The following is a 22,477-nucleotide window of genomic DNA, read 5'->3' on the forward strand; positions in this document are numbered from 1 at the left end:
GCTGTGAATCGCCCCGATCCGCCCCGGCCCGCCCGCATCGCAACCCTCCTCTCGCCCAGTTGTCGGGATTGGTCGTTGTCGCGGGCGATTCACAGCCCTCAGCGACATCTCGGCGACCAGCAGCAGGAGCCCGCTTCGACGCCGGATTCGACCGCCGGTTCGCGACAGCTAGGCTGTTCAGGTTGTTATCCCCGCAGACAGGAGAGCCTTTCCCGTGGCGTCCATCATCGACACCGTCGCGAACCTGGCGAAGCGCCGTGGCCTGGTGTACCAGTCCGGCGAGATCTACGGCGGTACCAAGTCGGCGTGGGACTACGGGCCACTGGGTGTTGAGCTCAAGGAGAACATCAAGCGCCAGTGGTGGAAGTCGGTGGTCACGGGTCGTGACGATGTGGTCGGCCTCGACAGCGCGATCATCCTGCCGCGCCAGGTGTGGGTCGCCTCCGGGCACGTCGACGTCTTCAACGATCCGCTGGTGGAGTGCCTGAACTGCCACAAGCGGCATCGGCAGGACCACATGCAGGAGGCATTCTTCGAGAAGGGCGGCGAGAAGAAGGGCTACGCCAACCCCGACTCGGTGCCGATGGAGGAGATCGTCTGCCCCGACTGCGGCACCAAGGGGCAGTGGACCGAGCCGCGCGATTTCAACATGATGCTCAAGACTTACCTCGGCCCGATCGAGACCGAGGAGGGGCTGCATTACCTGCGGCCCGAGACCGCGCAGGGCATCTTCGTCAACTTCGCCAACGTGGTCACCACGTCGCGCAAGAAGCCGCCGTTCGGCATCGGTCAGATCGGCAAGAGCTTCCGCAACGAGATCACGCCGGGCAACTTCATCTTTCGCACCCGTGAGTTCGAGCAGATGGAGATGGAGTTCTTCGTCGAGCCCTCGACCGCCGCCGAGTGGCACAAGTACTGGATCGACACGCGCCTGCAGTGGTACGTCGACCTCGGCATCAACCGCGACAACCTGCGGCTCTACGACCATCCCAAGGAGAAGCTGTCGCATTACTCCGACGGCACGGTCGACATCGAGTACAAGTTCGGTTTCCAGGGCAACCCGTGGGGTGAGCTGGAGGGCATCGCGAACCGCACGAACTTCGACTTGACCACGCACTCAAAGCATTCCGGCGTTGACCTGTCGTTCTACGATCAGGCCAACGACACCCGCTACGTGCCGTACGTGATCGAGCCGGCAGCGGGTCTGACCCGTTCGCTGATGGCGTTTCTGGTCGATGCCTACACCGAGGACGAGGCCCCCAACGCCAAGGGCGGGGTGGACAAGCGCACGGTGCTGCGGCTGGATCCGCGACTGGCGCCGGTCAAGGCCGCGGTGCTGCCGCTGTCGCGGCACGCCGACCTGTCGCCCAAGGCGCGCGACCTGGCGGCCGAGCTGCGGCAGTCGTGGAACATCGAGTTCGACGACGCCGGCGCGATCGGCCGTCGTTATCGCCGTCAGGACGAGATCGGCACCCCGTTCTGCGTGACGCTGGACTTCGACTCGCTCGAGGATCAGGCCGTCACCATCCGTGAGCGTGACTCCATGTCACAGGAACGTGTGGCGATCTCCGAGGTGTCGAACTACCTCGCGGTGCGCCTGAAGGGCGCCTAGCTTCCCCTCCGGCAGGTCCCCGCGAGCGGCCGTGTTTGTACGGCAACACGCCGTATTTGGCGTACAAGAGCGCACGCTCGCCGAACCCAAAACGGACGTTCGCGCTTCATCCCCAGGGGTGGATACCGCCTTCGGCCAGTTCGCTGCACCATGCGGTGGTGGACGAACTCGAGTCACTCATGGCTGGGCAGGGTGTCGCGACGTCGGCGCAACTGCTTGAGTTGTTGAGCCGACGGACACTGCAGGTGTTGCTGCGCACCGGCCTCCTGGTGAAGGTTTGGCCGGGTGTCTATTGTCTTGGCGAACCCGACCTGCAGACGCGCCTTCGCGGCCTGGATCTGCGGGCCGGCGAGCCCGTCGCGATGTGCCTGAGCACCGCGGCTGTGGCGTTCGGCTTCGACTTTGAGGGTGACCCCACGGTGCATGTCCTCAACCCACTGGGGCACCATCTGCGCAACAGCAGGGGGTTAGTGGTGCATCGGCGTGAGGGTGCTCCGCTGACGACGCTCGACGGCAGGCCGACCACCACGGCCGCGTGGACGGCGGTGGAACTGGCCCGTGCGCAGAAGCGGCCACGGGCCCTGGCGTACCTGGATGCGGCGCTGCGCAGCGGCACGGTCACCGTGTTCGACCTCATCCACGCCGCAGAGGCGCAGCACGGCCGCCGCGGCATAGTCAATGTGCGAGAACTGATTCCACTTGCCCGGCCCGAAGCGGAGTCCCCGATGGAGAGCGAGGCACGGCTGGCGATGCACGACGGCGGCCTGCCCGAGCCTGAACTCCAGTACGAGGTCGTCGATGCACAGGGACGGGTGTGGCGCCTGGACTTCGCCTGGCCCGATGCCCGCGTCGGCGTCGAGTACGACGGGTTCGACTGGCACAGCACGCCCGAGCAGCTACGCAAGGATCGGGAGAAGCGAGCCGCACTACTCGACTTGGGCTGGGTGGTGCTGTCGATCACCGCCGACGACGTCCGGCGCACACCGTGGGAGATGAACAGCCGCATCGAGGAGCTGCTGATGCGCCGCGCGGCGTGAGCGTCCGGTTTGGGTCCGGTGAGCGTGCGCTCTTGTACGCGAAATACGGCGTGTCACCGTACAAACGCCCCACAAGCGGGGACCCCAGGGCGCTCAGCGAGAAACTTCAGAAGCGGCCGCCGCCTCCGCCGTAACTGCGGGTCGACGACCGCGACGATCCGCCGTATGTGGTCGGCCGCCCGGGGCTGCGGCCGCCGCCCCAACTGCCACCCCAGCTTCCGCCCCAGCCGCCGCCGTACCCGCCGCGTCCACTGAACCCGCCGCGCAGCACGTTGCCGATGATGATCCCGCCGATCACCGAGCCCAGATCCGATCCGCCGCTGCCGCCGTACTGCGACGAGTAGGCGTGCTGCGTCGACCGGACATCCTCGTTGGCCAGCGTCTGCGCCTGCGCGGCGAGCGCGGCCGCACCGTTGGCGTGCGCGATCGCCTCGGCGGGGTTGGAGTCCCGCTTGGCCTGCGCCGCCTCGAGCTGACGGGTGGCCTCGGCCAGACGGGTGCGCGCCTCGGGGCCGACGCTGCCGCGGCGGGTGTCGATGAAGTCCGACACCGAGCGCACCCGCGACTGCGCCGTGAACAGCGCCTGCTCCAGAAGCTTGGCCTGTTTCTCGGCCTCCTGGCGCTGCGCATCGACGAGGTCGAGGATCTGGTCGAGGTCCGCGTCGGCCTTGGTCAACCGGGTGAAGGTGCCCAGCGGGTCATTGGCACCGTTGGTCTTGGCGTCCTCGACGGCTTTGATGGCGGCGTCCCGGGCGCGGGCCAACTCGTCGCGTTGGGCGCCTTGGGCCAGCGGCAGTTGCGTTGCCGCGGCATCGATTCCGCGCTGAATGTCGGCGATCTCGTCGGGCAGGGCCGCGATCGCCCGGTTGATGTCGGTGGACGCCGTCTCGATCGCATCCAGCAGGGTCTGGGCCTGTCCCAGCGCGCCCTCGGCCGCGCGGATGGCGTCGACCAGGGGGTTCTGGTTGGGTGCGGGCCGGCTGATCAGGTTGCGGCCGTCGGTGATGCTGCGGTCGGCGAAGGTCAGCCGGCTGCGGGCGGCGTCGATGTTGCCGGCCACCGAGGTCAGCGCGGCCTCGGCGAACTGCTGCCGCAGCGCGGCCAGGCGCTGCGCGGCCGGTTCGACGCGTGCGCTCAGCGCCACCATCTGCTGGGTCAGCGCATCCAGCCGGGTCGGGGCGTTGATCAGCAGGTCACGCAGCTTCTGAAACGCCGCGCTCTGCTCCTCGAGCGCGCGGTCGGCCTTGGCCGCGGCGACGATCACGCGCGTCAGCAGGTCGCGGCGCTGCAGGGGCGTCTCGGGCACCTCGTCGTCGAGCGTCTGGCGGACGTTGAAGGCCTGCTGCAGCGTCGTTTTCGCGTTCGCGACGGCCTCGCTGAACGGCGCGGTGGCGGTGGTGCCGAACTCCTCGACGGCGAGTTCGAGTTCACTCTGGCTGGTGCGCACGGCGTTGTCGACGTCGACGACGATGGTCCGGCTGAGTTCGTCGAGCGCGTCCAAGGGCACCGCGGCCAGCGCATTCGGGTCGGTGGGGTCGACGCGGTGGGCGGCCGCGACCTGCGCCGCGTGCCGCTTGGACCGCTGGCGGCGCACCCACAGCCACAGGATCAGCACCAGCAGTGCCATCACGCCGAGGGCCGCCAGCACCGGAGCCCAGGAGATCTTGAAGGTGCCCCCGGTGTCGGCGTTGAGCCCGTCGGCGGCCGCGATCGCCGCGCCTGCCCAGTCGCCGTTGCGCAGCGCCGGTTCGATGTCGAGGCGACGGATGTCGTCACTGCGCGTCGAGGTGCCGCCGCTGATCGTCGAGGGCACCTGGAAGGCCAGCGCACGATCCTCGGTGGCGATCGCCAGCAGTGCGTCGTCGTCACCGAAGTCGCTGGCCTTCATGGTGTTCTGCGCCCAGTTCAACCAGCCCAGCCCGTCGAAGGACTTGACGTAGACCACCCAGAGTTGGACGTGCCGGTCGTTGTAGAGGCGATCCAGCGCGTTCTGCACCTCGGCCTCCTCCTTCGGCGACAGCACGCCGGAGCGGTCGGTGACCTGGCTGGGGAGCCGGAACGGCGGTTCGGCGACGGCGGCGGGTGCCGTGAGCAACCCGGCCAGTACGACGACCAGCAGGATGTGCAGGAGGCGGGGCAGGCGCATGGTGCCAATCTAGTGTGACCGGCGCGGGCGACGGCGGGAAAGACCCGCGGTGCTGGCAGACTGTGCCGTGGTGAGCATGAATCAGCAGGACCGGTACAGCGATTTCGACCGTGAGCGTCAGGTCGTCGAGGCGCCGAAGTCCGCCGCGCTGCCCGGCAGTGAAAGCGAGCATCGCAGCGACTTCGCCCGCGACCGCGCCCGCGTGCTGCACTGCGCCGCCCTGCGCCGGCTGGCCGACAAGACTCAGGTGGTCGGCCCGCGTGAGAGCCTGACGCCGCGCACGCGGTTGACCCATTCCCTGGAGGTCGCCCAGATCGGTCGCGGGATGGCGATCGGCCTGGGTTGTGACCCGGATCTGGTGGACCTGGCCGGCCTGGCCCACGACATCGGGCATCCGCCCTACGGGCACAACGGCGAACGCGCGCTCAACGAGCTCGCCGCCTCGGCCGGCGGGTTCGAGGGCAACGCCCAGAACTTCCGAATCCTCACTCGGCTCGAGCCCAAAGTGCTTGACGGGCAGGGTGGTTCGGCTGGCCTGAACCTGACCCGGGCTGCGCTGGACGCCGTCACCAAGTACCCGTGGGCGCGCTCGGAGAACCCGCGCAAGTTCGGCTTCTACACCGGATTCTCCGGCGACGACGCGACGGCGGCGGAGTGGATGCGGATCGGGGCGCCGGCGCACCGGCGCTGCCTGGAGGCCCAGATCATGGACTGGTCCGACGACGTCGCCTACTCGGTGCACGACGTCGAGGACGGCGTCATCTCCGGCCGCATCGACCTGAGGTCGCTCGCCGACGCCGACACCGCCGCGGCGCTGGCCGCGCTCGGCAAGGACCACTTCGGCGCCGACCCCGACGAACTGCTGGCGGCCGCCGACCGGTTGTCGCGCCTTCCGGTGGTCGAGGCCGTCGGCGAGTACGACGGGACACTCGGCGCGTCGGTGGCGCTGAAGCGGTTGACCAGCGAACTGGTCGGCCGGTTCGCCACCGCGGCCATCACCTGGACCCGGGAGTCGTTCGGCGACGCCTCGCTGGTCCGGTTCGGTGCGGACCTGGCGGTCCCCGACGCTGTCGCCGCCGAGGTCGCGGTGCTCAAGATCCTGGCGCTGCAGTTCATCATGTCCGACCCCGAGCACCTGCTGATCCAGGCCGAGCAGCGCGAGGGGATCAAGGCCGTCGCGGTGCTGCTGATGGAGGGGGCACCGGAGTCGCTGGACCCGTTGTTCGTCCCGGCCTTCAACGCGGCCGACGACGACGGTGAGCGCCTTCGGGTGATCGTGGACCAGATCGCGTCGTTCACCGAGAGCAGGCTGGAGAGCCTCTTCCCGGCGGCCAGCGTCGTGGTGCCCGGTCAGCTGACGGTCGATTTCCCCTAGACCCCTACACTGATCCGATGGCCGGGCGCATCGCAGATCGCGACATTGCGGCCATTCGTGAACGCACCCGCATCGAGGACGTCGTCGGCGACTACGTGCAGTTGCGCCGCGCCGGTGCCGACTCCCTGAAGGGGCTGTGCCCGTTCCACGACGAGAAGTCACCGTCGTTCCACGTCCGGCCCAACCACGGCCACTTCCACTGCTTCGGCTGCGGCGAGGGCGGCGACGTCTACGCCTTCATCCAGAAGATCGAGCACGTCACGTTCGTCGAGGCGGTGGAACTGCTCGCCGACCGCATCGGCCACACCATCACCTACTCCGGTGCGTCGGCCACCAACGTGCAGCGCGACCGGGGCAGTCGAAGCCGGCTGGTCGCGGCCAACGCCGCGGCTGCGGAGTTCTACGCCGCGGCGCTGGAGTCCGACGAGGCCGCCCCCGCGCGGGCCTACCTCACCGAACGCAACTTCGACGCGGCCGCGGCCCGGCACTTCGGCTGCGGGTTCGCGCCCTCGGGCTGGGACACCCTCACCAAGCACCTGCTGCGCAAGGGTTTCGAGTTCAAGGAGCTTGAGGCCGCCGGGCTGAGCCGTGAGGGCAAGCGCGGCCCGATGGACCGGTTCCACCGACGCCTGTTGTGGCCCATCCGCGGTTCCAGCGGCGAGGTCATCGGGTTCGGTGCACGCCGCATCTTCGACGACGACACCATGACGGCCAAGTACGTCAACACTCCGGAAACGCTGCTGTACAAGAAGTCTCAGGTGTTGTTCGGCATCGACCTGGCCAAGCGTGACATCGCCAAGGCGCACCAGGCCGTCGTCGTCGAGGGCTACACCGATGTCATGGCCATGCATCTGGCGGGCGTCACCACCGCGGTGGCGTCGTGCGGCACGGCCTTCGGTGACGACCACCTGTCGATGCTGCGCCGGCTCATGATGGACGACAAGTTCTTCCGCGGCGAGCTCATCTACGTCTTCGACGGTGACGCCGCGGGGCGTGCGGCTGCGCTGAAAGCCTTTGAGGGCGAACAGAATCTGGCCGGGCAGTCGTTCGTCGCGGTGGCCGCCGACGGGATGGATCCGTGCGATCTTCGGCTGCGCTCGGGCGACGCCGCGCTGCGTGATCTGGTCGCGCGTCGCACCCCGCTGTTCGAGTTCGCGATCCGCACCGCGCTCGCCGAGTTCGATCTGGACAACGCCGAGGGCCGGGTGTCGGCACTGCGCCGCTGCGTGCCCATGGTCGCCCAGATCAAGGACCCCACCCTGCGCGACGAGTACGCGCGTCAGCTCGCGGGCTGGGTCGGCTGGGACGACGTCGCCCAGGTGATCAGGAGAGTGCGCGACCACGCCAAGGGCGGCGCCCGCCCGACGGGGCGCGACACTCGCAGACAGGCCGCACCCGCGCCGCAGGCCCAGGCGCCCAGGCCCGATCCGCGCGACCCGACGCTGTGGCCGCAGCGTGAGGCCCTCAAGACGGCACTGCAGTACCCCGCGCTGGCCGGCCCGGTCTTCGACTCACTGACCGTCGAGAGCTTCACCCATCCCGGGTATGCGGCCGTGCGGGTGGCCATCGAGGCCGCCGGCGGCACCGGCCGGGGAGTCAGCGGCGCCGAGTGGCTCGATCAGGTCAGCCAGCACGCCGCGTCGCCCGCGGTGGCCGCGCTGGTCAGCGAGTTGAGTGTGGAGAGCATCCGCATCGAGGACGACGAGAAGCTGCCGCGCTACATCTCCGGCGTGCTGGCCCGCCTGCAGGAGGTGTGGATCGGCAGGCAGATCGCCGAGGTGAAGTCGAAGCTGCAGCGCATGTCGCCGGTGGAGCAGGGCGACGAGTACCACGCGCTGTTCGGAGACCTGGTGGCGATGGAGGCGTATCGGCGCAGCCTGCTCGAGCAGGCGTCAGGGGACGACATGACGGCCTGAGGCCGTTAGTCTGAGCATGCTGACGTCGAGGCGGAGGACAGGGATATGGCACGCAAGAGGCAGCTGATCGTGGGGTTGGCGGTCGCGGCAGCAGCGGTGGGGGCGCCGATCGGGATCGCGTTCAGCACACCTGATGCTTCTGTGACCCAGGCTCAGCCGGGGTGTACGGCCTGGTTCGGCAGCAAGGCCGACGGCAAGTGTATCGCGTGGTCGATGGGCAGCGGCCGCGACACGTCGCTCAACGGCATCCCTGTCACCATCAACGGGCCCACCGGTGACCCGGGCACGGACAACAGCAGCACGATCATGGGTGGCCGCGGCAGCGGGCTGAACTGATGATCGCAGCCAAGCTCTGCGCCGCGGTGGCGCTGCCGGTCGTCGCGCTGCTGGGCGCGCCCGCCGTGTCGGCGGAGCCGCCCGGCAACTGCCTGAGCTGGATCGGTGCCCGCGGCACCGGTCAGTGCATCAGCGAGGGGACCGGTGGCATTCCTTCGGTCGGCTTCAACGGCAGCGGCATCGAGACCAGTTCGCTGTTCCCGGGGCAGTCGATCAACATTCCGCTGGGCTGACTCAGCGCTGTGCCGCTGGGCTGACTCAGCGCCGCGTCTCGGGCTCGATCACCGCGGTCTGACTGTCGATCTCGGTCAGCTTCACCAACTCCGGGTCGGGGGAGACCCGTTCGGCGATCTTGCGCCGTCCCGCGTCGATGGCCGTCTTGGTCGCCGGATGCGCCGTGACGGCCTTGTAGGTCCCGACGAGCTGTTCGTAGCGTTTCCGTCCGGCCTTGGCGCCCAGGACGTAGCCGATGCCGAGCACGGCCAGGACACGAAACACAATCAACCCTCCAGAGCACGCGGATGGACGCCTCCATCCTGCCTCATATCGCGCCGCGGCGGTGATCGGGCACCGGTCCGATCCACGCCGTCCTCCGCGGGCCGCAGTGTCGCGGCACGCCTCTCACCTGCGGATTGTTGTCCACGGGGTTCGGTGCGCTAAAGTCTTGCTTCGGTTCTTCCCCTGTAGCTCAATTGGCAGAGCTCCCGACTGTTAATCGGGCGGTTGATGGTTCGAGTCCATCCGGGGGAGCTTCAATCACACGGCGTCATTCACACGACGCCAGCCTCGGCTCACGGGCATAGAAATGCCCGCCCCAGAGCGGCAAACCCCTCTCGCCGGCGAGTAGGTCGGCGCTGTCGCTCCGAGGCGGGCACATGGCTCACTGCGTCAGGTTCTCCGGGTGCAACATCTCGGCGTACCGCAACTGTTCCGGAATGCCGAATCCGTCGACCAGCAGCTCCGCGTGGGGGCGGAGTCGCTTGCAACGGTCGTTGATGGCACGAGTTACGGCCTTCGCGCGTTCAGTCGACAGGTAGCGATGTTCGATCCACCACGCCTTGTCCTCCTCGATCACGCTCAACGCGTACAGATCGCACACCATGTTGAGGACCTCACGCGCCTCGGCGTCCTCGCACGCATCGATCCCGGCCACGAAAGCCTCCAGGATCACGCGGTCGATGTGCGCGCTCGCGGCGTGCAGCACGTGGTCCTGCACTGAGTTGAACGCCTCGAACGCGCTCATCTCCTTGGCCTTGCCCTGCAGCCGGCGAGCGACGGAGGCCAGCATGTACTCTTCGCGGTCCTCGAACATCTTGACCTGGGTGCCGCGGTTGAACAGGCTGCCCTCCTCCTCGTTGTCCTGCCGGGTGTCGAGGATGGTCTGCATGATGGTCTCGGCCGCGGTGCGTTTCATGACGCGCTCGCCGGCGAAGTTGGCGGCGAACCGGACCCATTCCACGGGGCTCATGCCCTTGATGTCGTCGGCGTAGGCCGTCAGCAGTTCCTTGGCCACCAACTGCGTCAGCACATGGTTGTCGCCCTCGAACGTGGTGAACACGTCGGTGTCGGCCTTCAGGGCGATCAGCCGGTTCTCGGCGAGGTATCCCGCACCGCCGCAGGCCTCTCGGGCCTCCTGGATGGCGCGCGTCGCGTGCCAGGTGTTGGCCGCCTTGAGACCGGCCGCGCGCGACTCCAGTTCGCGCTGCTCCTCGGGATCGGGATCCTCGGCGGTCTGCAGATCATGGCAGCGGGCCACCAGTTCGTTCTGCGCGAACTGCAGCGCATAGGACTTGGCGATCAGCGGCAGCAGTCGGCGCTGATGCACCAGGTAGTCCATGATGACCACCTCGTCCTCGCCGTCCGGGGCGCTGAACTGCCTGCGCTGCAACGCATACCGGGTCGCGATGTCCAGTGCCACGCGGGCCGCCGCCGCCGCGCTGCCGCCCACGGTGACCCGCCCGCGGATCAGGGTGCCCAGCATCGTGAAGAACCGGCGGTTGGGGTTCTCGATGGGTGAGGAGTACGTGCCGTCGGGGGCGACGTCGGCGTACTTGTTGAGCAGGTTCTCCCGCGGCACGCGGACGTGGTCGAACATGATGCGGCCGTTGTCCACACCGGGCAGACCGCCCTTGTACTGACAGTCCGACGTCGTGATCCCGGGCAGGTCGTTGCCGTCCTCGTCGCGGATCGGGACGACGAAGCAGTGCACGCCGTGCTTCTCGCCGTCGGGGGTGATCAGCTGGGCGAAGACCGCGGCCACTCGGGCGGTCTCGGCCGCGCCGCCGATGTAGTCCTTGCGCGACGACGGGGTGGGGGAGTCGATGACGAACTCCTCGGTGGCCGGATCGTAGGTCGCGGTGGTCTCCAGCGACTGCACGTCGCTGCCGTGGCCCGTCTCGGTCATGGCGAAGCAGCCCAGCAGGTCGAGGTCGATGATGCGCCGCACGTACGCCCGGTGGTGACGCTCGGTGCCCAGGTTCTCGATCGCGCCGCCGAACAGGCCCCATTGCACGCCGGCCTTGACCATCAGTGACAGGTCGCTCATGGCCAGCATCTCGATCCGCGTGACGGCCGCACCGACGTCGCCGTTGCCCCCGTGCTCCTTCTTGAACCCGTCCTCGGCGGAGCCGTGGGCTGCCATGATCCGCAGCTGCTCGCCGACCTTGGTGCGGGCGATCACGGTGTTCGGCGTGTAATGCGGCTTGAAGATCTCATTGCTCAACTCGGTCCGCATGGCGTTCTTGACGTCGCGCCAACGCCCGTCGAGGGCGTTCCTCAGATGCTCCGCAGTGGTGGTCATTACTCGACGGTAGCCCTGAAGGGTCCCCCACAAACGTGACTCTGGCAACGTAGGTCAGCCTCAGCCGGGTGAGCCCACACCGATGCCGTTCAATGACACCCATGCACGCGCCTGAACTGCCGCACGACTTCGATCACTCGCATTCGGATGTCAGCGGCGGCTGGCTGCGCGCGGCGACGTTCGGGGCCATGGACGGTCTGGTCAGCAACACCGCGCTCATCGCGGGGGTGGCCGCCGGTGCCAGTTCGGAGGCCGTGGTGATCTCCGGTGTCGCCGGACTGCTGGCGGGCGCGTTCTCGATGGCGCTCGGCGAGTACACCTCGGTCACGACGGCCAACGAACAGATCGATTCCGAGGTCAGAGTCGAGCGGCGCGCCTTCCGGACGCATCCGAACGCGGAACGGGCCGAGCTGATCGGCATGTTCCAGAGGATCGGGCTGAGCGAGGACACCGCGACCCGGGCCACCGACGAACTGCACGGCGATGAGAATCGGGCCATCAATTTCCACCTCGTCCAGGAACTCGGCGTGGACCCGACCGAGAAGCCGTCGCCCCTGGTGGCCGCCGGATCGTCGTTCCTGATGTTCGCGATCGGCGCGATCATCCCGCTGATCCCGTACCTGCTCGGCTTCGAGACCTTGGCCGCGGGCCTGATCTGCGGTGGGGTGGGCCTGATGATCGCCGGCGGGCTGGCGGCCTTCATCACCAAGCAGGCGGTGTGGTTCGGCTCGCTGCGGCAGCTGGTGTTCGGGGTGATCGCGATCGGCGCCACCTATCTGGTGGGCTCACTGCTCGGGACCGCCATCTCTTAGCGGGCCTGTGCCTCCTCCGGCCTGTGTCTCAGTGGCCCGCCGACTTCCCGCGCCGAGAGTTGCCTTATTGCACGGATTTCGCGCGAAAACGCGAAATAAGTCGACTCTCGGCGACGACGCGGCGCAGCCAGACACCGCGCGGGCCGAGTCGACTCCGCGTTCGACGGGCGCGGCCTTCATCAGACGTACGGCAGGCTCTTCGCGGCGCCTACGTTGTGTCCAGCAGCCGACGCAGCACCTCAATGGACGCCGCCAGCACCTCACGGTCAGCGGGATCCAACTGCTCGAGCATGGGATTGACGACGGCGGCCCGGTCGGCGCGTACGCGCTGCAGCGTTGCCCTGCCCTTGTCGGTGATCCGGATCAGCACGGCCCTGGCGTCGGACGGGTCGGCGGTGCGAGTCACCAGGCCGGCGTCTTCGAGCCGACGCACCTGGGTGGTCATCGTGGGCTGCGAGCAGTTGTCCAATGCGGCCAGGTCCGAAATCCGGGCCTCGCCGCGGTCTTCGACCATCGACAGCAGGCGGGCCTGAGCCCATGGCAGCGGAAGTCGAGTCCGCTGCGTCGCCATGCGGTTAAATCGAGCGACGACGGAGAGCAGGTCCACCCCGAGTTCGGTCGTGGTCGAAGACATGAGACCTACATTACATAGATAGGCTATGTAGATCAAGCGACGGCGCCCGTCGACCGCCCTGGCAGAATCGTGAGATGACTTCGACCCGGCCCGACGCACCACCCGCTCGGGCCCGGTCGTTGCGTCCCGCCGAGATCGCCCAGGCCGCCGTCATGGCCGCGCTCACCGCAGCATGCGCCGTGATCGCGGTCGTGCTCCCGTTCGCCCAGGGGATTTCGCTGCTCGGCTCGGTGCCGATGGGCCTGCTCGCCTATCGCTACCGGCTGCGGGTGTTGATCGCGGCCGCCTTCGCGGGCGCTGTCATCGCGTTCCTCGTCGCCGGACTCGGCGGATTCATGACGGTGCTCAACAGCGCCTACATCGGCGGACTGACGGGCGTCGTCAAACGCCGAGGCCGAGGGGCTCCGACCGTGCTGGTCTCCTCGGCCGTCGCCGGACTGGTCTTCGGCGTCTTCGCGGTCGGAGCGCTGACCATGCTGACCCGGCTGCGCTCGCTGCTGTTCGACACCATCGAGGCCAACGCCAAGGGCACCGCACGGTTCCTCGAGGGCACCGCCGACTTCATCGGCAAGGCCAACTGGTGGCCCCTCCAGCGCGTCGCGGACGCCGTCCGCTGGCCCGCCGAACCCCTGCGTGACCTCATCGCCGGTGCACTGACTTACTGGCCGCTGCTCATCATGGCGTACTCGGTGATGATCATCATGGTCGTCTCGATGATCGGCTACTGGGTGCTCTCACGTGTGCTGGAGCGCCTGCGCGGCATCCCCGATGTGCACAAACTCGACACCCCGCCCGACGGCGGCGCCGGGCCGCTGCCGGTGCGTCTGCGTGACGTGTCGTTCCGCTATCCGAAGGCCGAGCATGACGCCCTGGCACCGCTGAGTCTCGACATCAACCTCGGCGAGCACGTCGCGGTGACGGGCGCCAACGGCTCGGGCAAGACCACGCTGATGCTCGTGCTGGCCGGCCGCGAGCCGACAGGCGGCACGGTCGTCCGGCCCGGGGCCGTGGCCCTCGGCGAGGCCGGCGGTACGTCGGTGGTGCTGCAGCACCCCGAAAGTCAGGTGCTGGGAACGCGGGTCGCCGACGACGTGGTGTGGGGGCTCCCACCGGGACGGCACGTCGACGTCGACGCGCTGCTGTCCGAAGTGGGCCTGGCCGGCATGGGCGAGCGCGACACCGGCGGGTTGTCCGGCGGCGAGCTGCAGCGCCTGGCCATCGCCGGCGCGCTGGCCCGCGACCCCGCGCTGCTGATCGCCGACGAGGTGACGTCGATGGTCGACCAGGCCGGCCGGGACGCGCTGCTCACCCTGATCTCGGGGCTGCCGAAGCGGCACCCGATGAGCGTCGTGCAGATCACCCACTACGCCGGCGAGGCTGAGGCGGCCGACCGGGTCGTGAGCCTGTCGGAGTCCTTGGACAACACCGCGATGGTCGACGTCGCCGACGGGGCGCGGCCCGCGGGCCCGGTCGCGCAGAGCGGTCCCGGCGCCCCGATCATCGAGGTCGTCGACGTCGGCCACGAGTACAGCTCCGGCACACCGTGGGCCAAGTCCGCGCTGCGCGATGTCAGCTTCACGGTGCACGAGGGCGACGGCCTGCTGATCCACGGCGGCAACGGATCGGGCAAGTCGACCCTGGCCTGGATCATGGCCGGCCTCATCACCCCGTCGGAGGGGCGCTGTCTGGTCGACGGCAGACCCGCCGCCGACCAGCGCGGTGAGGTGGCGGTCGCCTTCCAGGCCGCCCGCCTGCAGCTGCTGCGTCCCCGCGTGGATCTGGAAGTGGCGTCGGCAGCGGGCTTTTCGCCCGACGACTCGGCCCGCGTCACCGCCGCCCTGGCCGCGGTGGGTCTCGACGCGGCGATCGCCCGCCGGCGTATCGACCAGCTGTCCGGCGGACAGATGCGCCGGGTGGTGCTGGCCGGACTGCTGGCGCGCAAACCGCGCGTGCTGATCCTCGACGAACCGCTGGCCGGCGTCGACGCCGCCAATCAGCGCAACCTGCTGCGGCTGCTGGAGGACCTGCGCCGCGACACCGGGCTGACGGTCGTGGTGATCTCGCACGACTTCGTCGGCCTGGAGGGGCTGTGCCCTCGGATCCTGCATCTGCGCGACGGTGCGGTGGAACCCACGCCCGCCCCGGCGAAGGAGATGAGCTGATGACCGCGCCGACCAGACGCACACGTCGCCCGGTGGTGCTCATGCGGCCAGTGCCCGGGCCGTCGCCCGTCCACGATCTGTGGGCCGGGACGAAGCTGATCGCGGTGTTCGTGTTCTCGGTGCTGCTCACGTTCTTCCCGGGCTGGATTCCGGTCCTGCTGCTCGGCGTGCTGGTGCTGGTGGTCGCACGCCTGGCCCGCGTGACCCGCGGTGCGCTGCCGACCATCCCGTTGTGGCTGTGGGCCCTCATGGCGTTCGGCGCCTTCACCGCGGCGCTCGGCGGAGGCGGGCCCGCCGTGAGCGTGGGCTCGGTGGAATTCGGCCTCGGCGGACTTCTGAACTTCACCCGGATCAACCTGCTGGCCGTGGTTCTGCTGGGGCTGTGCATGCTGGTGTCGTGGACCACCAACGTCGCCGATGTCGCACCCGCGATCGCCACACTGGGCCGGCCGTTCAAGGTGTTCCGCGTCCCGGTCGACGACTGGGCCGTCGCAACGGCATTGGTGCTGCGCTCGTTCCCGATGCTGATCGACGAGTTCCGGGTGCTGTACGCGGCGCGCAAGCTGCGGCCCAGGCCGCAGCTGAGCACCCGCCGGATGCGGCTCCGGCGGTGGGGTTTCGAACTGGTGGACCTGCTGGCCGCCGCGATCACCACCGCACTGCGCCGCGGCGACGAGATGGGCGATGCGATCACCGCGCGCGGCGGCACCGGGCAGATCTCGGCCGCGCCGTCACGCCCGGCGCTGCGCGATTGGGTGGCGCTGGCCGTCGTATTCGGCCTCTGCGCAGTGTGCGTGCTCTCCGAACTGTTCCTGCTGCCGACCGTTCCGACGAGCTGACTCAGCGCTGCGCCGCATTCGGATCCGTGAGCACCGCGTGCCAATTGTCCAGCCCCACACGGCGTGTCTGCGCCTGGGCATCGGTCCGTGAAACCGCCGATAAGCTCGGACCGTGATCACCCTCGACCGACTCGTCAACGTGCTCGGCGGCTACGGCGTGGTGTCGCGCCTGGGTGCGGTACCCCGTTCCACCGAACTGCGCAGCGTGGTGATCCCCGAACCCGGTGTGATCGGCGACGTGCTGCTCGCGATCGGCGCCGCGACCGTCGACGAGGCTGTGTCCTGGGCGGCCGAGGCCGGTGCGTCGGCGGTGCTGGTCCGCGCCGACGACCACCCGGATCCGGCGGACGCCGGCGTCGCGGTGTTGCACGTCGATGCCGCGGTGCCGTGGAGTGAGATGGCCGGCGTGGTCTACGGCCTCGTGCTGGAGGGCCGTGAGACCGAGTCCGGGCGGGGGCCCACGGACCTGTTCGCACTGGCCGACAGCCTCGCCGACGCCATCGGCGGTCCGGTGGTGATCGAGGACCGGCGCAGCCAGGTCCTGGCGTACTCCCGCATGCAGGCCGACGCCGACCCGGCCCGCGCACAGACGATTCTGGCCCGCCAGGCGCCGCCGGGACTGCGGGCGCTGTTCGACAAACTGGGGGTCACGGCGAAGCTGACGACATCCGACGACCCGTTCTTCATCAAACCCGATCCGGCACACGGCCTGTCGGGACGCATGGTGGTCGCAGCCCGGGTCGGCCGGGAACCGCTCGGGTCGGTGTGGGTGACGTGTCCGCGGGCGCTGCGGGGCGCGGCGGCGCGGGCGCTCTCCGACGGCGCGCGCACCGTCGCGCTGCATCTGCTGCGGTCACGCGCCAGCGCGGACCTGGAACGCCAGGTCGAGTCCGAATCGGTGATCCGCCTGCTCGACGGCACCGCCGACGCGGCCATCGTCGCGAGCCGGATGGGCCTGCCGCCCGGGCCCCTGCGGGTGATCGCGGTGCGGCCCCGGGCCGACGGGGAGTCGCACACCGCGCTGCTGGTGGCCTTCGAACAGGCCACGGCTGGGTTCGGCTGGTCGCGGCCGGGGCGCAGCGCGGTCGCGGACACCACGGTGTACACCGTGCTGCCGACCGAGTCCGCCGAGCACAGCAGGGCGTGGGTGGCGGCCCTGACCGCGGCGCTGCCGGAGTCGGCGACGGTGTGGGCGGGGATCAGCGGGCCAGCCGTCGTCGACGAATTGTCCACCGCGCGAAGCGAAGCTGACGAGTGCCTGGCCCTGCACGAGGCCCGCGGGGGTGTGGTGCCGGCCTATGACGAGTCGTGGGACGACATCCTGCTGCAGAGGCTGCGGGCCGCTGCCGGGTCCGGTCGGGGACCGTCCCGGGGTCCGGTGGCCGAGCTGCAGCGCCACGACGAGGTGAACCGCACACCGTTCGTTGCGACGCTGCGGGCCTGGCTCGAGGCTCAGGGCGATTCCGTGGCCGCGGCGGCACGACTGGGCGTGCATGAGAACACCGTGCGCAACCGGCTGCGGACCATCACCCGAGTCACCCGCGTCGACCTCGGTGACCCGCAGAAACGTCTGGCGATGATGATCGAACTCGCCGCTGTGGAGAACCCACAATCTCCCACCTCTTGACTGTTGCTTTAGCACACCGGAGTGCTGTCATCGGCAGCGATGATGGTCACAAGAAGGAGGTGTGCGGTGACGAATCGCATGGACGGCGGACCACGGTCGGTGGTCGTCGTGGGTGCAGGCCTTGTCGGCCTGTCCACCGCGTGGTTCCTGCAGGAACGGGGGGTCGACGTGACCGTCGTCGACCGCGACGGCGTGGCCGCCGGTGCATCGTGGGGTAACGCGGGGTGGATCTCACCGGCGCTGACGATCCCGCTGAACCAGCCTGCGGTGCTGCGCTACGGCTTGGCTTCGTTGTTGAATCCCTCTGCACCGCTGCGCATCTCGCCGAAGCCGGATATCGGTCGGGCGCGGTTCCTGGCGCGGTTCGCCAGGAACTGCCGGCACGCGAAGGCGCGCGAGGTGGTGCGGGCCAACCTGCCGATGAACGAGGAGTGTTTCGAGGCCTTCGATGTGCTCACGGGCAACGGTGTCGACGTGCCCCGCACCGAGACCGCGATCACCGCACTGTTCCGAGACGGGCGCGACGCCGATGTGCTGCGTCATGAGATCGCCGATCTGCGCGCCGAGGGCCAGCAGGTCGACGTCACCGAACTCACCGGAGATGAACTGCGGGAACAGGTTCCGTTGGCCGGCACCGCCGCCACCGTGGGGCTGGCCGTGGAGAACCAGCGCTTCGTCGATCCGGGCCGGTTCGTCACGGCCCTGGGGGACGCGGTCATGGCCCGGGGCGCGGCCCTGCACAGGTTCAAGGTCAACGACATCATCCCGCACCAGGGCGGAGTGATGGTGCGCGGCATCGGTGGCGCTGTGCTGACCGCCGACGCGGCCGTCGTCGCGACCGGCGCATGGCTTCCCGCCCTCACGGCGCGGTGGCGCCGCACCTGGGTCGAGGCCGGCCGCGGGTACTCGTTCACGGTGCCCACCGACCGTCCCGTGCTCGGCCCGGTCTACCTGCCGACCGTGCGGGTCGCGTGCACGCCCTACCAGGGCGGACTGCGGGTCGCCGGGACCATGGAGTTCCGGGACGCCGACGATCCGGTGGTGCCCGCCCGGGTGCGTGCCATCGCGTCCTCGGCCGCGACGATGCTCGACGGCGTCCGCTGGGACGAGATGCGTGACGTCTGGGTCGGACCCCGCCCGGTGACCGCCGACGGACTGCCCTACATCGGCGAACTCGGCGACCACGTGTACGTCGCGGGCGGCCACGGCATGTGGGGGTTCGCGCACGGACCCATCACCGGCCGACTCCTCGCCGAGCAGATCACCACCGGAAAGCAACCCGAGGCGCTGGCGCCTTTCGACCCCCATCGCTCGGGACGCTGAGCGTCCATCCCAGGTCGTCAGGGGCGGAGCGGTTCCTTCGAGCCCGCCCCTGACGACGATTCTTTTTCACCGACCAGGAGATGACAATGACTGTTGCACAACGTATGTGGCTCACCCCGGTGGCTCGGCAGCGGCTCGAGGAGGAACTCGAGACACTCAAGAAGTGGACCACCGAGACCGCAGACGGCGATGACAGCAACGCCGTGGCGGTGCGTCGCGCGCAGCAGGGCCGCATCCAGGAGATCCACGAGCTGCTGGTCAACGCCGTCGTGGGGGAGGACCCGCCCAATGACGGTGTCGCCGAGCCCGGCATGGTGCTCACGGTGCACTTCGGTGACCCCGAGGACACCGAGACCTTCCTGCTGGGTGTGCGCGGGGCGGACTACGGCGACATCGAGGTGTACTCGATGAGCTCCCCGCTGGGCGCGGCGATCGACGGCGCCCGCGTCGGGGAGACCCGGCGCTACGACCTGCCCAACGGCGCCACGCAGGAGGTCACGCTGGTGCGTGCGGTGCCCTACGGCCTGCACGAGCACTGACCTCGCGCGGGGCCCCTTCCCGCGAGCCCCCTTCCCTTCCCGCGAGCCCCTTCCCTTCCCGCGAGCGTGCGTGTCTGTACGTTGACACGCCGCAATTCGCGTACAAAGTGGGGCTCTCGCGGAACAGGGGACGGGCGCTCGGGGAAGCCCGGACCGCCCGCGTGCGCCCGGGGTCGCCCGCGAGCGCCCTTCTTCCCTCTGGCGAGCGTGCGGATTGGTACAGCAGACCCCGGCGTTTTGCGTACAGACACGCCCGCTCGCGGGTGAACCCCTGCTCGCTCGCGGGTGAACCCCTGCTCGCTCGCGGGTGAACCCCAGCCCACCCGGGAGGGCACCCCACGCCGCGAGCGGGCAGGGGGTTTGCCGCTACGGTGATCCCTGTGACGCCACGCCATGAAGTCGATCCAGATTTCCTCGCCCTCCCGCGCCACGACCTGGCCGAAGCCGCATTGAGCGCAGCCCAGGCCGCCGGCGCGAGCTATGCCGACCTGCGCATCCACCGGATCTCCACCGAGGTCGTGCACATGCGCGACGGCGAGTTGGAGAACGCCGGGGTCGCGCGTGAGATCGGCGTGGCCGTGCGGGTGATCGTGGACGGCACCTGGGGTTTCGCCTCCAACGCCGAACTGTCGCCGGAGGTGGCCGCCGCCACCGCGCGCCGGGCCGTCGCGGTGGCCCGGGCCCTGGCGCCGCTGAACACCGAGCGCATCGAGTTGGCGCCCGAGCCCGCGTATACCGACGTCACCTGGGTCTCGAGCTACCGGATCGACCCCTTCGACGTGCCCACCGCGGACAAGATCGCCAAGCTGTCGGAGTACTCGGGCCGGTTGCTGGCGTCCGACGGGGTCGACCACGTCTCGGCCGCGTTGAACTGCGTCAAGGAACAGACGTTCTACGCCGACACCTTCGGCTCCCGGATCACCCAGCAGCGGGTGCGGCTGCAGCCCGTGCTGGACGCGGTCGCCGTCGACGCCGCCTCCGGCACGTTCGAGTCGATGCGCACGCTCGCACCGCCCACCGGGCGCGGCTGGGAGGTCGTGGCGTCGGACGACGTGTGGGACTGGAGCACCGAACTCGCCCAGATCCCCGACCTGCTGGCCGAGAAGGTCAAGGCCCCCAGCGTCGTCGCGGGGCCGACGGACCTCGTGATCGATCCGACCAACCTGTGGCTGACCATCCACGAATCCATCGGGCACGCCACCGAATACGACCGCGCGATCGGTTACGAGGCCGCCTACGCCGGAACGTCGTTCGCGACCCCGGACAAGTTGGGCAGCATGCGCTACGGGTCCCCGGTCATGACGGTCACGGCCGACCGCACCGTCGAACACGGCCTGGCCACCGTCGGTTACGACGACGAGGGCGTGGCCGCCCAGAGCTGGGATCTGGTGCGCGACGGCGTGTTCGTCGGCTATCAGCTGGACCGGGTGTTCGCGCCGCGGCTGGGCCTCTCTCGGTCCAACGGCTGCTCCTACGCCGACTCGCCGCACCACGTGCCGATCCAGCGGATGGCCAACGTGAGCCTGCAGCCGGCCGCTGAGGACATCTCCACCGAGGACCTGATCTCCCGCGTGGCCGACGGGATCTACATCGTCGGTGACAAGTCGTGGTCAATCGACATGCAGCGCTACAACTTCCAGTTCACCGGGCAGCGATTCTTCCGCATCAGGGACGGCCGGATCGACGGTCAGCTCCGCGACGTCGCCTATCAGGCCACCACCACCGACTTCTGGAATTCGATGGAGGCCGTGGGCGGCCCGTCGACGTGGCGGCTCGGCGGTGCCTTCAACTGCGGGAAGGCCCAGCCCGGCCAGGTCGCCGCGGTCAGCCACGGCTGCCCGTCGGCGCTGTTCCGCGGAGTCAACGTGCTCAACACGCGAGAGGAGGGCGGCCGATGATCCCGGCTCAGCAGGCCATCGACCTGGTGCTGGCCGAGGCCACGCGCGCCGGCGGCGCGGACGAGACCATCGTGATCGTGTCCGACACGGCCGAGGCCTCCCTGCGCTGGGCCAACAATTCCATGACCACCAACGGAGAGTCGGTGCAGCGCAACACCACCGTGATCTCCATCGTGCGCTCGGGCGACACCGCGCGGGTCGGATCGCTGCACTCCACCGAGGTGGATCCCGCGGCCATCCCGGCACTGGTGCGGGCCTCGCAGCAGGCGGCGCGCTCGGCGCCCGAGGCCCGCGACGTCTTCCCGCTGCTGACCGGCAGCGGTGCAGCCGCCGACTGGGACGCCGCGGCCGCGACGACGGGGGCCGAGGCGTTCGGTGGCGTGGCCACCGCGCTGAATCGGGGCTTCCAGGGCGCCGACACCCTCTACGGCTTCGCCCATCACATCGTCGACACCACCTACCTGGCGACCTCGACGGGAATCCGGCGGCGGTTCACCCAGCCCACGGGCTCGGTCGAGATCAACGCCAAGCGCGACGCCGCCAGCGCCTGGGCCGGCACGACGACACCGTGGTTCACCGACGTGCCGGTCGATGCGATGCTCGCCGAGCTGTCGATGCGACTGGACTGGTCACAGCGCACCGTGGACCTGCCCGCGGGCCGCTACGAGACGATCATGCCGCCCTCGACCGTGGCCGACATGATGATCTACCTGGGCTGGACGATGGAGGGTCGCGGCGCACAGGAGGGGCGGACGGCGTTGTCGGCGCCCGGTGGCGGCACTCGCGTCGGTGAGCGACTGGGCGAGCTGGGCCTGACGATGTACTCCGATCCGAATGCGCCGGGCCTGGAGTGTTCGCCGTTCGTGGCGGCCGGCAGTTCCTCGGAGACCGTGTCGGTGTTCGACAACGGTATGGACGTCGATCGGGTGGACTGGATTCGCGACGGCGTGATCAACGCGCTGGCCTACCCGCGCGCGGCCGCGGCCGAGTTCGGCGTGCCCGTGGCGGTGCCGAGCTCCAATCTCGTGATGACCGGCGGCACAAGCGAATTGGCGGACCTCGTGGCGTCCACCGAGCGCGGTCTGCTGTTGACCACGCTGTGGTACATCCGCGAGGTTGACCCGACAACGCTGCTGCTGACCGGGTTGACCCGTGACGGTGTGTATCTCGTCGAGGACGGCGAGGTGACCGCCGCGGTCAACAACTTCCGGTTCAACGAGTCTCCGCTGGATCTGCTCCGCCGCGCCACCGAGGCTGGCCGCAGTGAGATCACGCTGCCCCGGGAGTGGGGTGACTGGGCCAAGCGCGCGCAGATGCCGTCGTTGCGGATTCCGGACTTCCACATGTCGTCGGTGAGCCAGGCGCAGTGACTCCGCCCCTCTGCACCCCCCGCGTGCAGGGGGCCTCGGTACGGTGAACCC

At 69.3% G+C, this 22,477-nt stretch carries 18 protein-coding genes and 1 tRNA gene; 15 read left to right on the forward strand and 4 right to left on the reverse strand.

Translation table 11 applies throughout. From position 1 onward, the window contains the following. Positions 1–187 precede the first annotated feature (187 nt). Positions 188–1,612 (forward strand): glycine--tRNA ligase, encoded by a 1,425-nt coding sequence (locus A5727_RS00005; protein ID WP_197507534.1) that lies wholly within the window; start codon positions 188–190, stop codon positions 1,610–1,612. A 155-nt stretch (positions 1,613–1,767) separates the two neighbouring features. Further along, on the forward strand, positions 1,768–2,649 hold the full coding sequence (locus tag A5727_RS00010; RefSeq protein ID WP_502687640.1) for an endonuclease domain-containing protein: 882 nt from the start codon (positions 1,768–1,770) through the stop codon (positions 2,647–2,649). A gap of 106 nt (positions 2,650–2,755) precedes the next feature. Here A5727_RS00010 and A5727_RS00015 read toward each other — a convergent pair whose 3' ends face one another. Beyond that, the gene (locus A5727_RS00015) at positions 2,756–4,795 is read right to left on the reverse strand and encodes a TPM domain-containing protein (protein ID WP_068242448.1); all 2,040 of its coding nucleotides are present in this window, start codon (positions 4,793–4,795) and stop codon (positions 2,756–2,758) included. A gap of 76 nt (positions 4,796–4,871) precedes the next feature. Between A5727_RS00015 and A5727_RS00020 the strand changes: the two genes are divergently transcribed. The 4 genes from A5727_RS00020 to A5727_RS00035 are packed head-to-tail and all read left to right on the forward strand — an operon-like array spanning position 4,872 to position 8,655. Beyond that, complete coding sequence (locus tag A5727_RS00020; protein WP_082949502.1) at positions 4,872–6,170, forward strand: deoxyguanosinetriphosphate triphosphohydrolase; 1,299 nt, start codon at positions 4,872–4,874, stop codon at positions 6,168–6,170. 17 nt (positions 6,171–6,187) lie between these two features. Beyond that, positions 6,188–8,086 (forward strand): DNA primase, encoded by a 1,899-nt coding sequence (gene dnaG, locus A5727_RS00025; RefSeq protein ID WP_068242450.1) that lies wholly within the window; start codon positions 6,188–6,190, stop codon positions 8,084–8,086. Positions 8,087–8,131: 45 nt separating this feature from the next. Next, on the forward strand, positions 8,132–8,422 hold the full coding sequence (locus tag A5727_RS00030; protein WP_068242453.1) for a DUF7155 family protein: 291 nt from the start codon (positions 8,132–8,134) through the stop codon (positions 8,420–8,422). Then, positions 8,422–8,655, forward strand: coding sequence for a DUF7155 family protein (locus A5727_RS00035; protein ID WP_068242456.1), 234 nt, complete (start codon positions 8,422–8,424; stop codon positions 8,653–8,655). The genes A5727_RS00030 and A5727_RS00035 overlap by 1 nt, the downstream gene beginning before the upstream one ends. 25 nt (positions 8,656–8,680) lie before the next feature. Here the strand turns inward: A5727_RS00035 and A5727_RS00040 are convergent, their stop codons facing one another. Next, positions 8,681–8,920 carry a hypothetical protein gene (locus A5727_RS00040; protein ID WP_068242459.1) on the reverse strand — a complete coding sequence of 80 codons (240 nt, stop codon included), beginning with the start codon at positions 8,918–8,920 and terminating at the stop codon, positions 8,681–8,683. 179 nt (positions 8,921–9,099) lie between these two features. On the opposite strand from A5727_RS00040, the gene A5727_RS00045 reads away from it, so the two are divergent. Then, a tRNA-Asn gene (locus tag A5727_RS00045) sits at positions 9,100–9,172 on the forward strand. Positions 9,173–9,302: 130 nt separating this feature from the next. On the opposite strand, the gene A5727_RS00050 is transcribed toward A5727_RS00045, so the two are convergent. Further along, a complete protein-coding gene (locus tag A5727_RS00050) occupies positions 9,303–11,222 on the reverse strand; it encodes an acyl-CoA dehydrogenase family protein (RefSeq protein ID WP_068242462.1) in 1,920 nt (639 codons plus the stop codon). A 101-nt stretch (positions 11,223–11,323) separates the two neighbouring features. On the opposite strand from A5727_RS00050, the gene A5727_RS00055 reads away from it, so the two are divergent. Continuing rightward, positions 11,324–12,034 (forward strand): VIT1/CCC1 transporter family protein, encoded by a 711-nt coding sequence (locus tag A5727_RS00055; protein WP_082949500.1) that lies wholly within the window; start codon positions 11,324–11,326, stop codon positions 12,032–12,034. A gap of 208 nt (positions 12,035–12,242) precedes the next feature. On the opposite strand, the gene A5727_RS00060 is transcribed toward A5727_RS00055, so the two are convergent. Further along, the gene (locus A5727_RS00060) at positions 12,243–12,668 is read right to left on the reverse strand and encodes a MarR family winged helix-turn-helix transcriptional regulator (RefSeq protein ID WP_068242468.1); all 426 of its coding nucleotides are present in this window, start codon (positions 12,666–12,668) and stop codon (positions 12,243–12,245) included. A gap of 74 nt (positions 12,669–12,742) precedes the next feature. On the opposite strand from A5727_RS00060, the gene A5727_RS00065 reads away from it, so the two are divergent. From A5727_RS00065 to A5727_RS00095, 7 genes are all read left to right on the forward strand, one after another. Beyond that, positions 12,743–14,830 carry an ABC transporter ATP-binding protein gene (locus A5727_RS00065; protein ID WP_068242471.1) on the forward strand — a complete coding sequence of 696 codons (2,088 nt, stop codon included), beginning with the start codon at positions 12,743–12,745 and terminating at the stop codon, positions 14,828–14,830. Continuing rightward, entirely contained in the window at positions 14,830–15,669 is an 840-nt protein-coding gene (locus A5727_RS00070) for a CbiQ family ECF transporter T component (RefSeq protein ID WP_068242473.1), read from the forward strand. Before A5727_RS00065 ends, A5727_RS00070 begins: the two co-directional genes overlap by 1 nt. A 112-nt stretch (positions 15,670–15,781) precedes the next feature. Next, positions 15,782–17,296 carry a PucR family transcriptional regulator gene (locus A5727_RS00075; protein WP_068242476.1) on the forward strand — a complete coding sequence of 505 codons (1,515 nt, stop codon included), beginning with the start codon at positions 15,782–15,784 and terminating at the stop codon, positions 17,294–17,296. A 42-nt stretch (positions 17,297–17,338) separates the two neighbouring features. Continuing rightward, positions 17,339–18,619 (forward strand): NAD(P)/FAD-dependent oxidoreductase, encoded by a 1,281-nt coding sequence (locus A5727_RS00080; protein ID WP_068242575.1) that lies wholly within the window; start codon positions 17,339–17,341, stop codon positions 18,617–18,619. 86 nt (positions 18,620–18,705) lie between these two features. Continuing rightward, positions 18,706–19,158: a GreA/GreB family elongation factor gene (locus tag A5727_RS00085; protein WP_068242479.1), complete on the forward strand. Its 453-nt coding sequence runs from the start codon at positions 18,706–18,708 to the stop codon at positions 19,156–19,158. Positions 19,159–19,538: 380 nt separating this feature from the next. After that, positions 19,539–21,056, forward strand: coding sequence for a TldD/PmbA family protein (locus A5727_RS00090; RefSeq protein ID WP_068242482.1), 1,518 nt, complete (start codon positions 19,539–19,541; stop codon positions 21,054–21,056). Next, positions 21,053–22,426 (forward strand): metallopeptidase TldD-related protein, encoded by a 1,374-nt coding sequence (locus A5727_RS00095; protein ID WP_068242485.1) that lies wholly within the window; start codon positions 21,053–21,055, stop codon positions 22,424–22,426. The genes A5727_RS00090 and A5727_RS00095 overlap by 4 nt, the downstream gene beginning before the upstream one ends. Positions 22,427–22,477 lie beyond the last annotated feature (51 nt).

The sequence above is a fragment of the Mycobacterium sp. ACS4331 genome, from assembly GCF_001667265.1.
Lineage (GTDB): Bacteria > Actinomycetota > Actinomycetes > Mycobacteriales > Mycobacteriaceae > Mycobacterium.

Coding starts and splice junctions, on each gene's coding strand:
- A5727_RS00015 (WP_068242448.1), bottom strand. CDS start 4,795: ATGCGCCTGCCCCGCCTCCTGCACATCCTGCTGGTCGTCGTACTGGCC.
- A5727_RS00020 (WP_082949502.1), top strand. CDS start 4,872: ATGAATCAGCAGGACCGGTACAGCGATTTCGACCGTGAGCGTCAGGTC.
- dnaG (WP_068242450.1), top strand. CDS start 6,188: ATGGCCGGGCGCATCGCAGATCGCGACATTGCGGCCATTCGTGAACGC.
- A5727_RS00030 (WP_068242453.1), top strand. CDS start 8,132: ATGGCACGCAAGAGGCAGCTGATCGTGGGGTTGGCGGTCGCGGCAGCA.
- A5727_RS00035 (WP_068242456.1), top strand. CDS start 8,422: ATGATCGCAGCCAAGCTCTGCGCCGCGGTGGCGCTGCCGGTCGTCGCG.
- A5727_RS00050 (WP_068242462.1), bottom strand. CDS start 11,222: ATGACCACCACTGCGGAGCATCTGAGGAACGCCCTCGACGGGCGTTGG.
- A5727_RS00055 (WP_082949500.1), top strand. CDS start 11,324: ATGCACGCGCCTGAACTGCCGCACGACTTCGATCACTCGCATTCGGAT.
- A5727_RS00060 (WP_068242468.1), bottom strand. CDS start 12,668: ATGTCTTCGACCACGACCGAACTCGGGGTGGACCTGCTCTCCGTCGTC.
- A5727_RS00065 (WP_068242471.1), top strand. CDS start 12,743: ATGACTTCGACCCGGCCCGACGCACCACCCGCTCGGGCCCGGTCGTTG.
- A5727_RS00070 (WP_068242473.1), top strand. CDS start 14,830: ATGACCGCGCCGACCAGACGCACACGTCGCCCGGTGGTGCTCATGCGG.
- A5727_RS00080 (WP_068242575.1), top strand. CDS start 17,339: ATGGTCACAAGAAGGAGGTGTGCGGTGACGAATCGCATGGACGGCGGA.
- A5727_RS00085 (WP_068242479.1), top strand. CDS start 18,706: ATGACTGTTGCACAACGTATGTGGCTCACCCCGGTGGCTCGGCAGCGG.
- A5727_RS00095 (WP_068242485.1), top strand. CDS start 21,053: ATGATCCCGGCTCAGCAGGCCATCGACCTGGTGCTGGCCGAGGCCACG.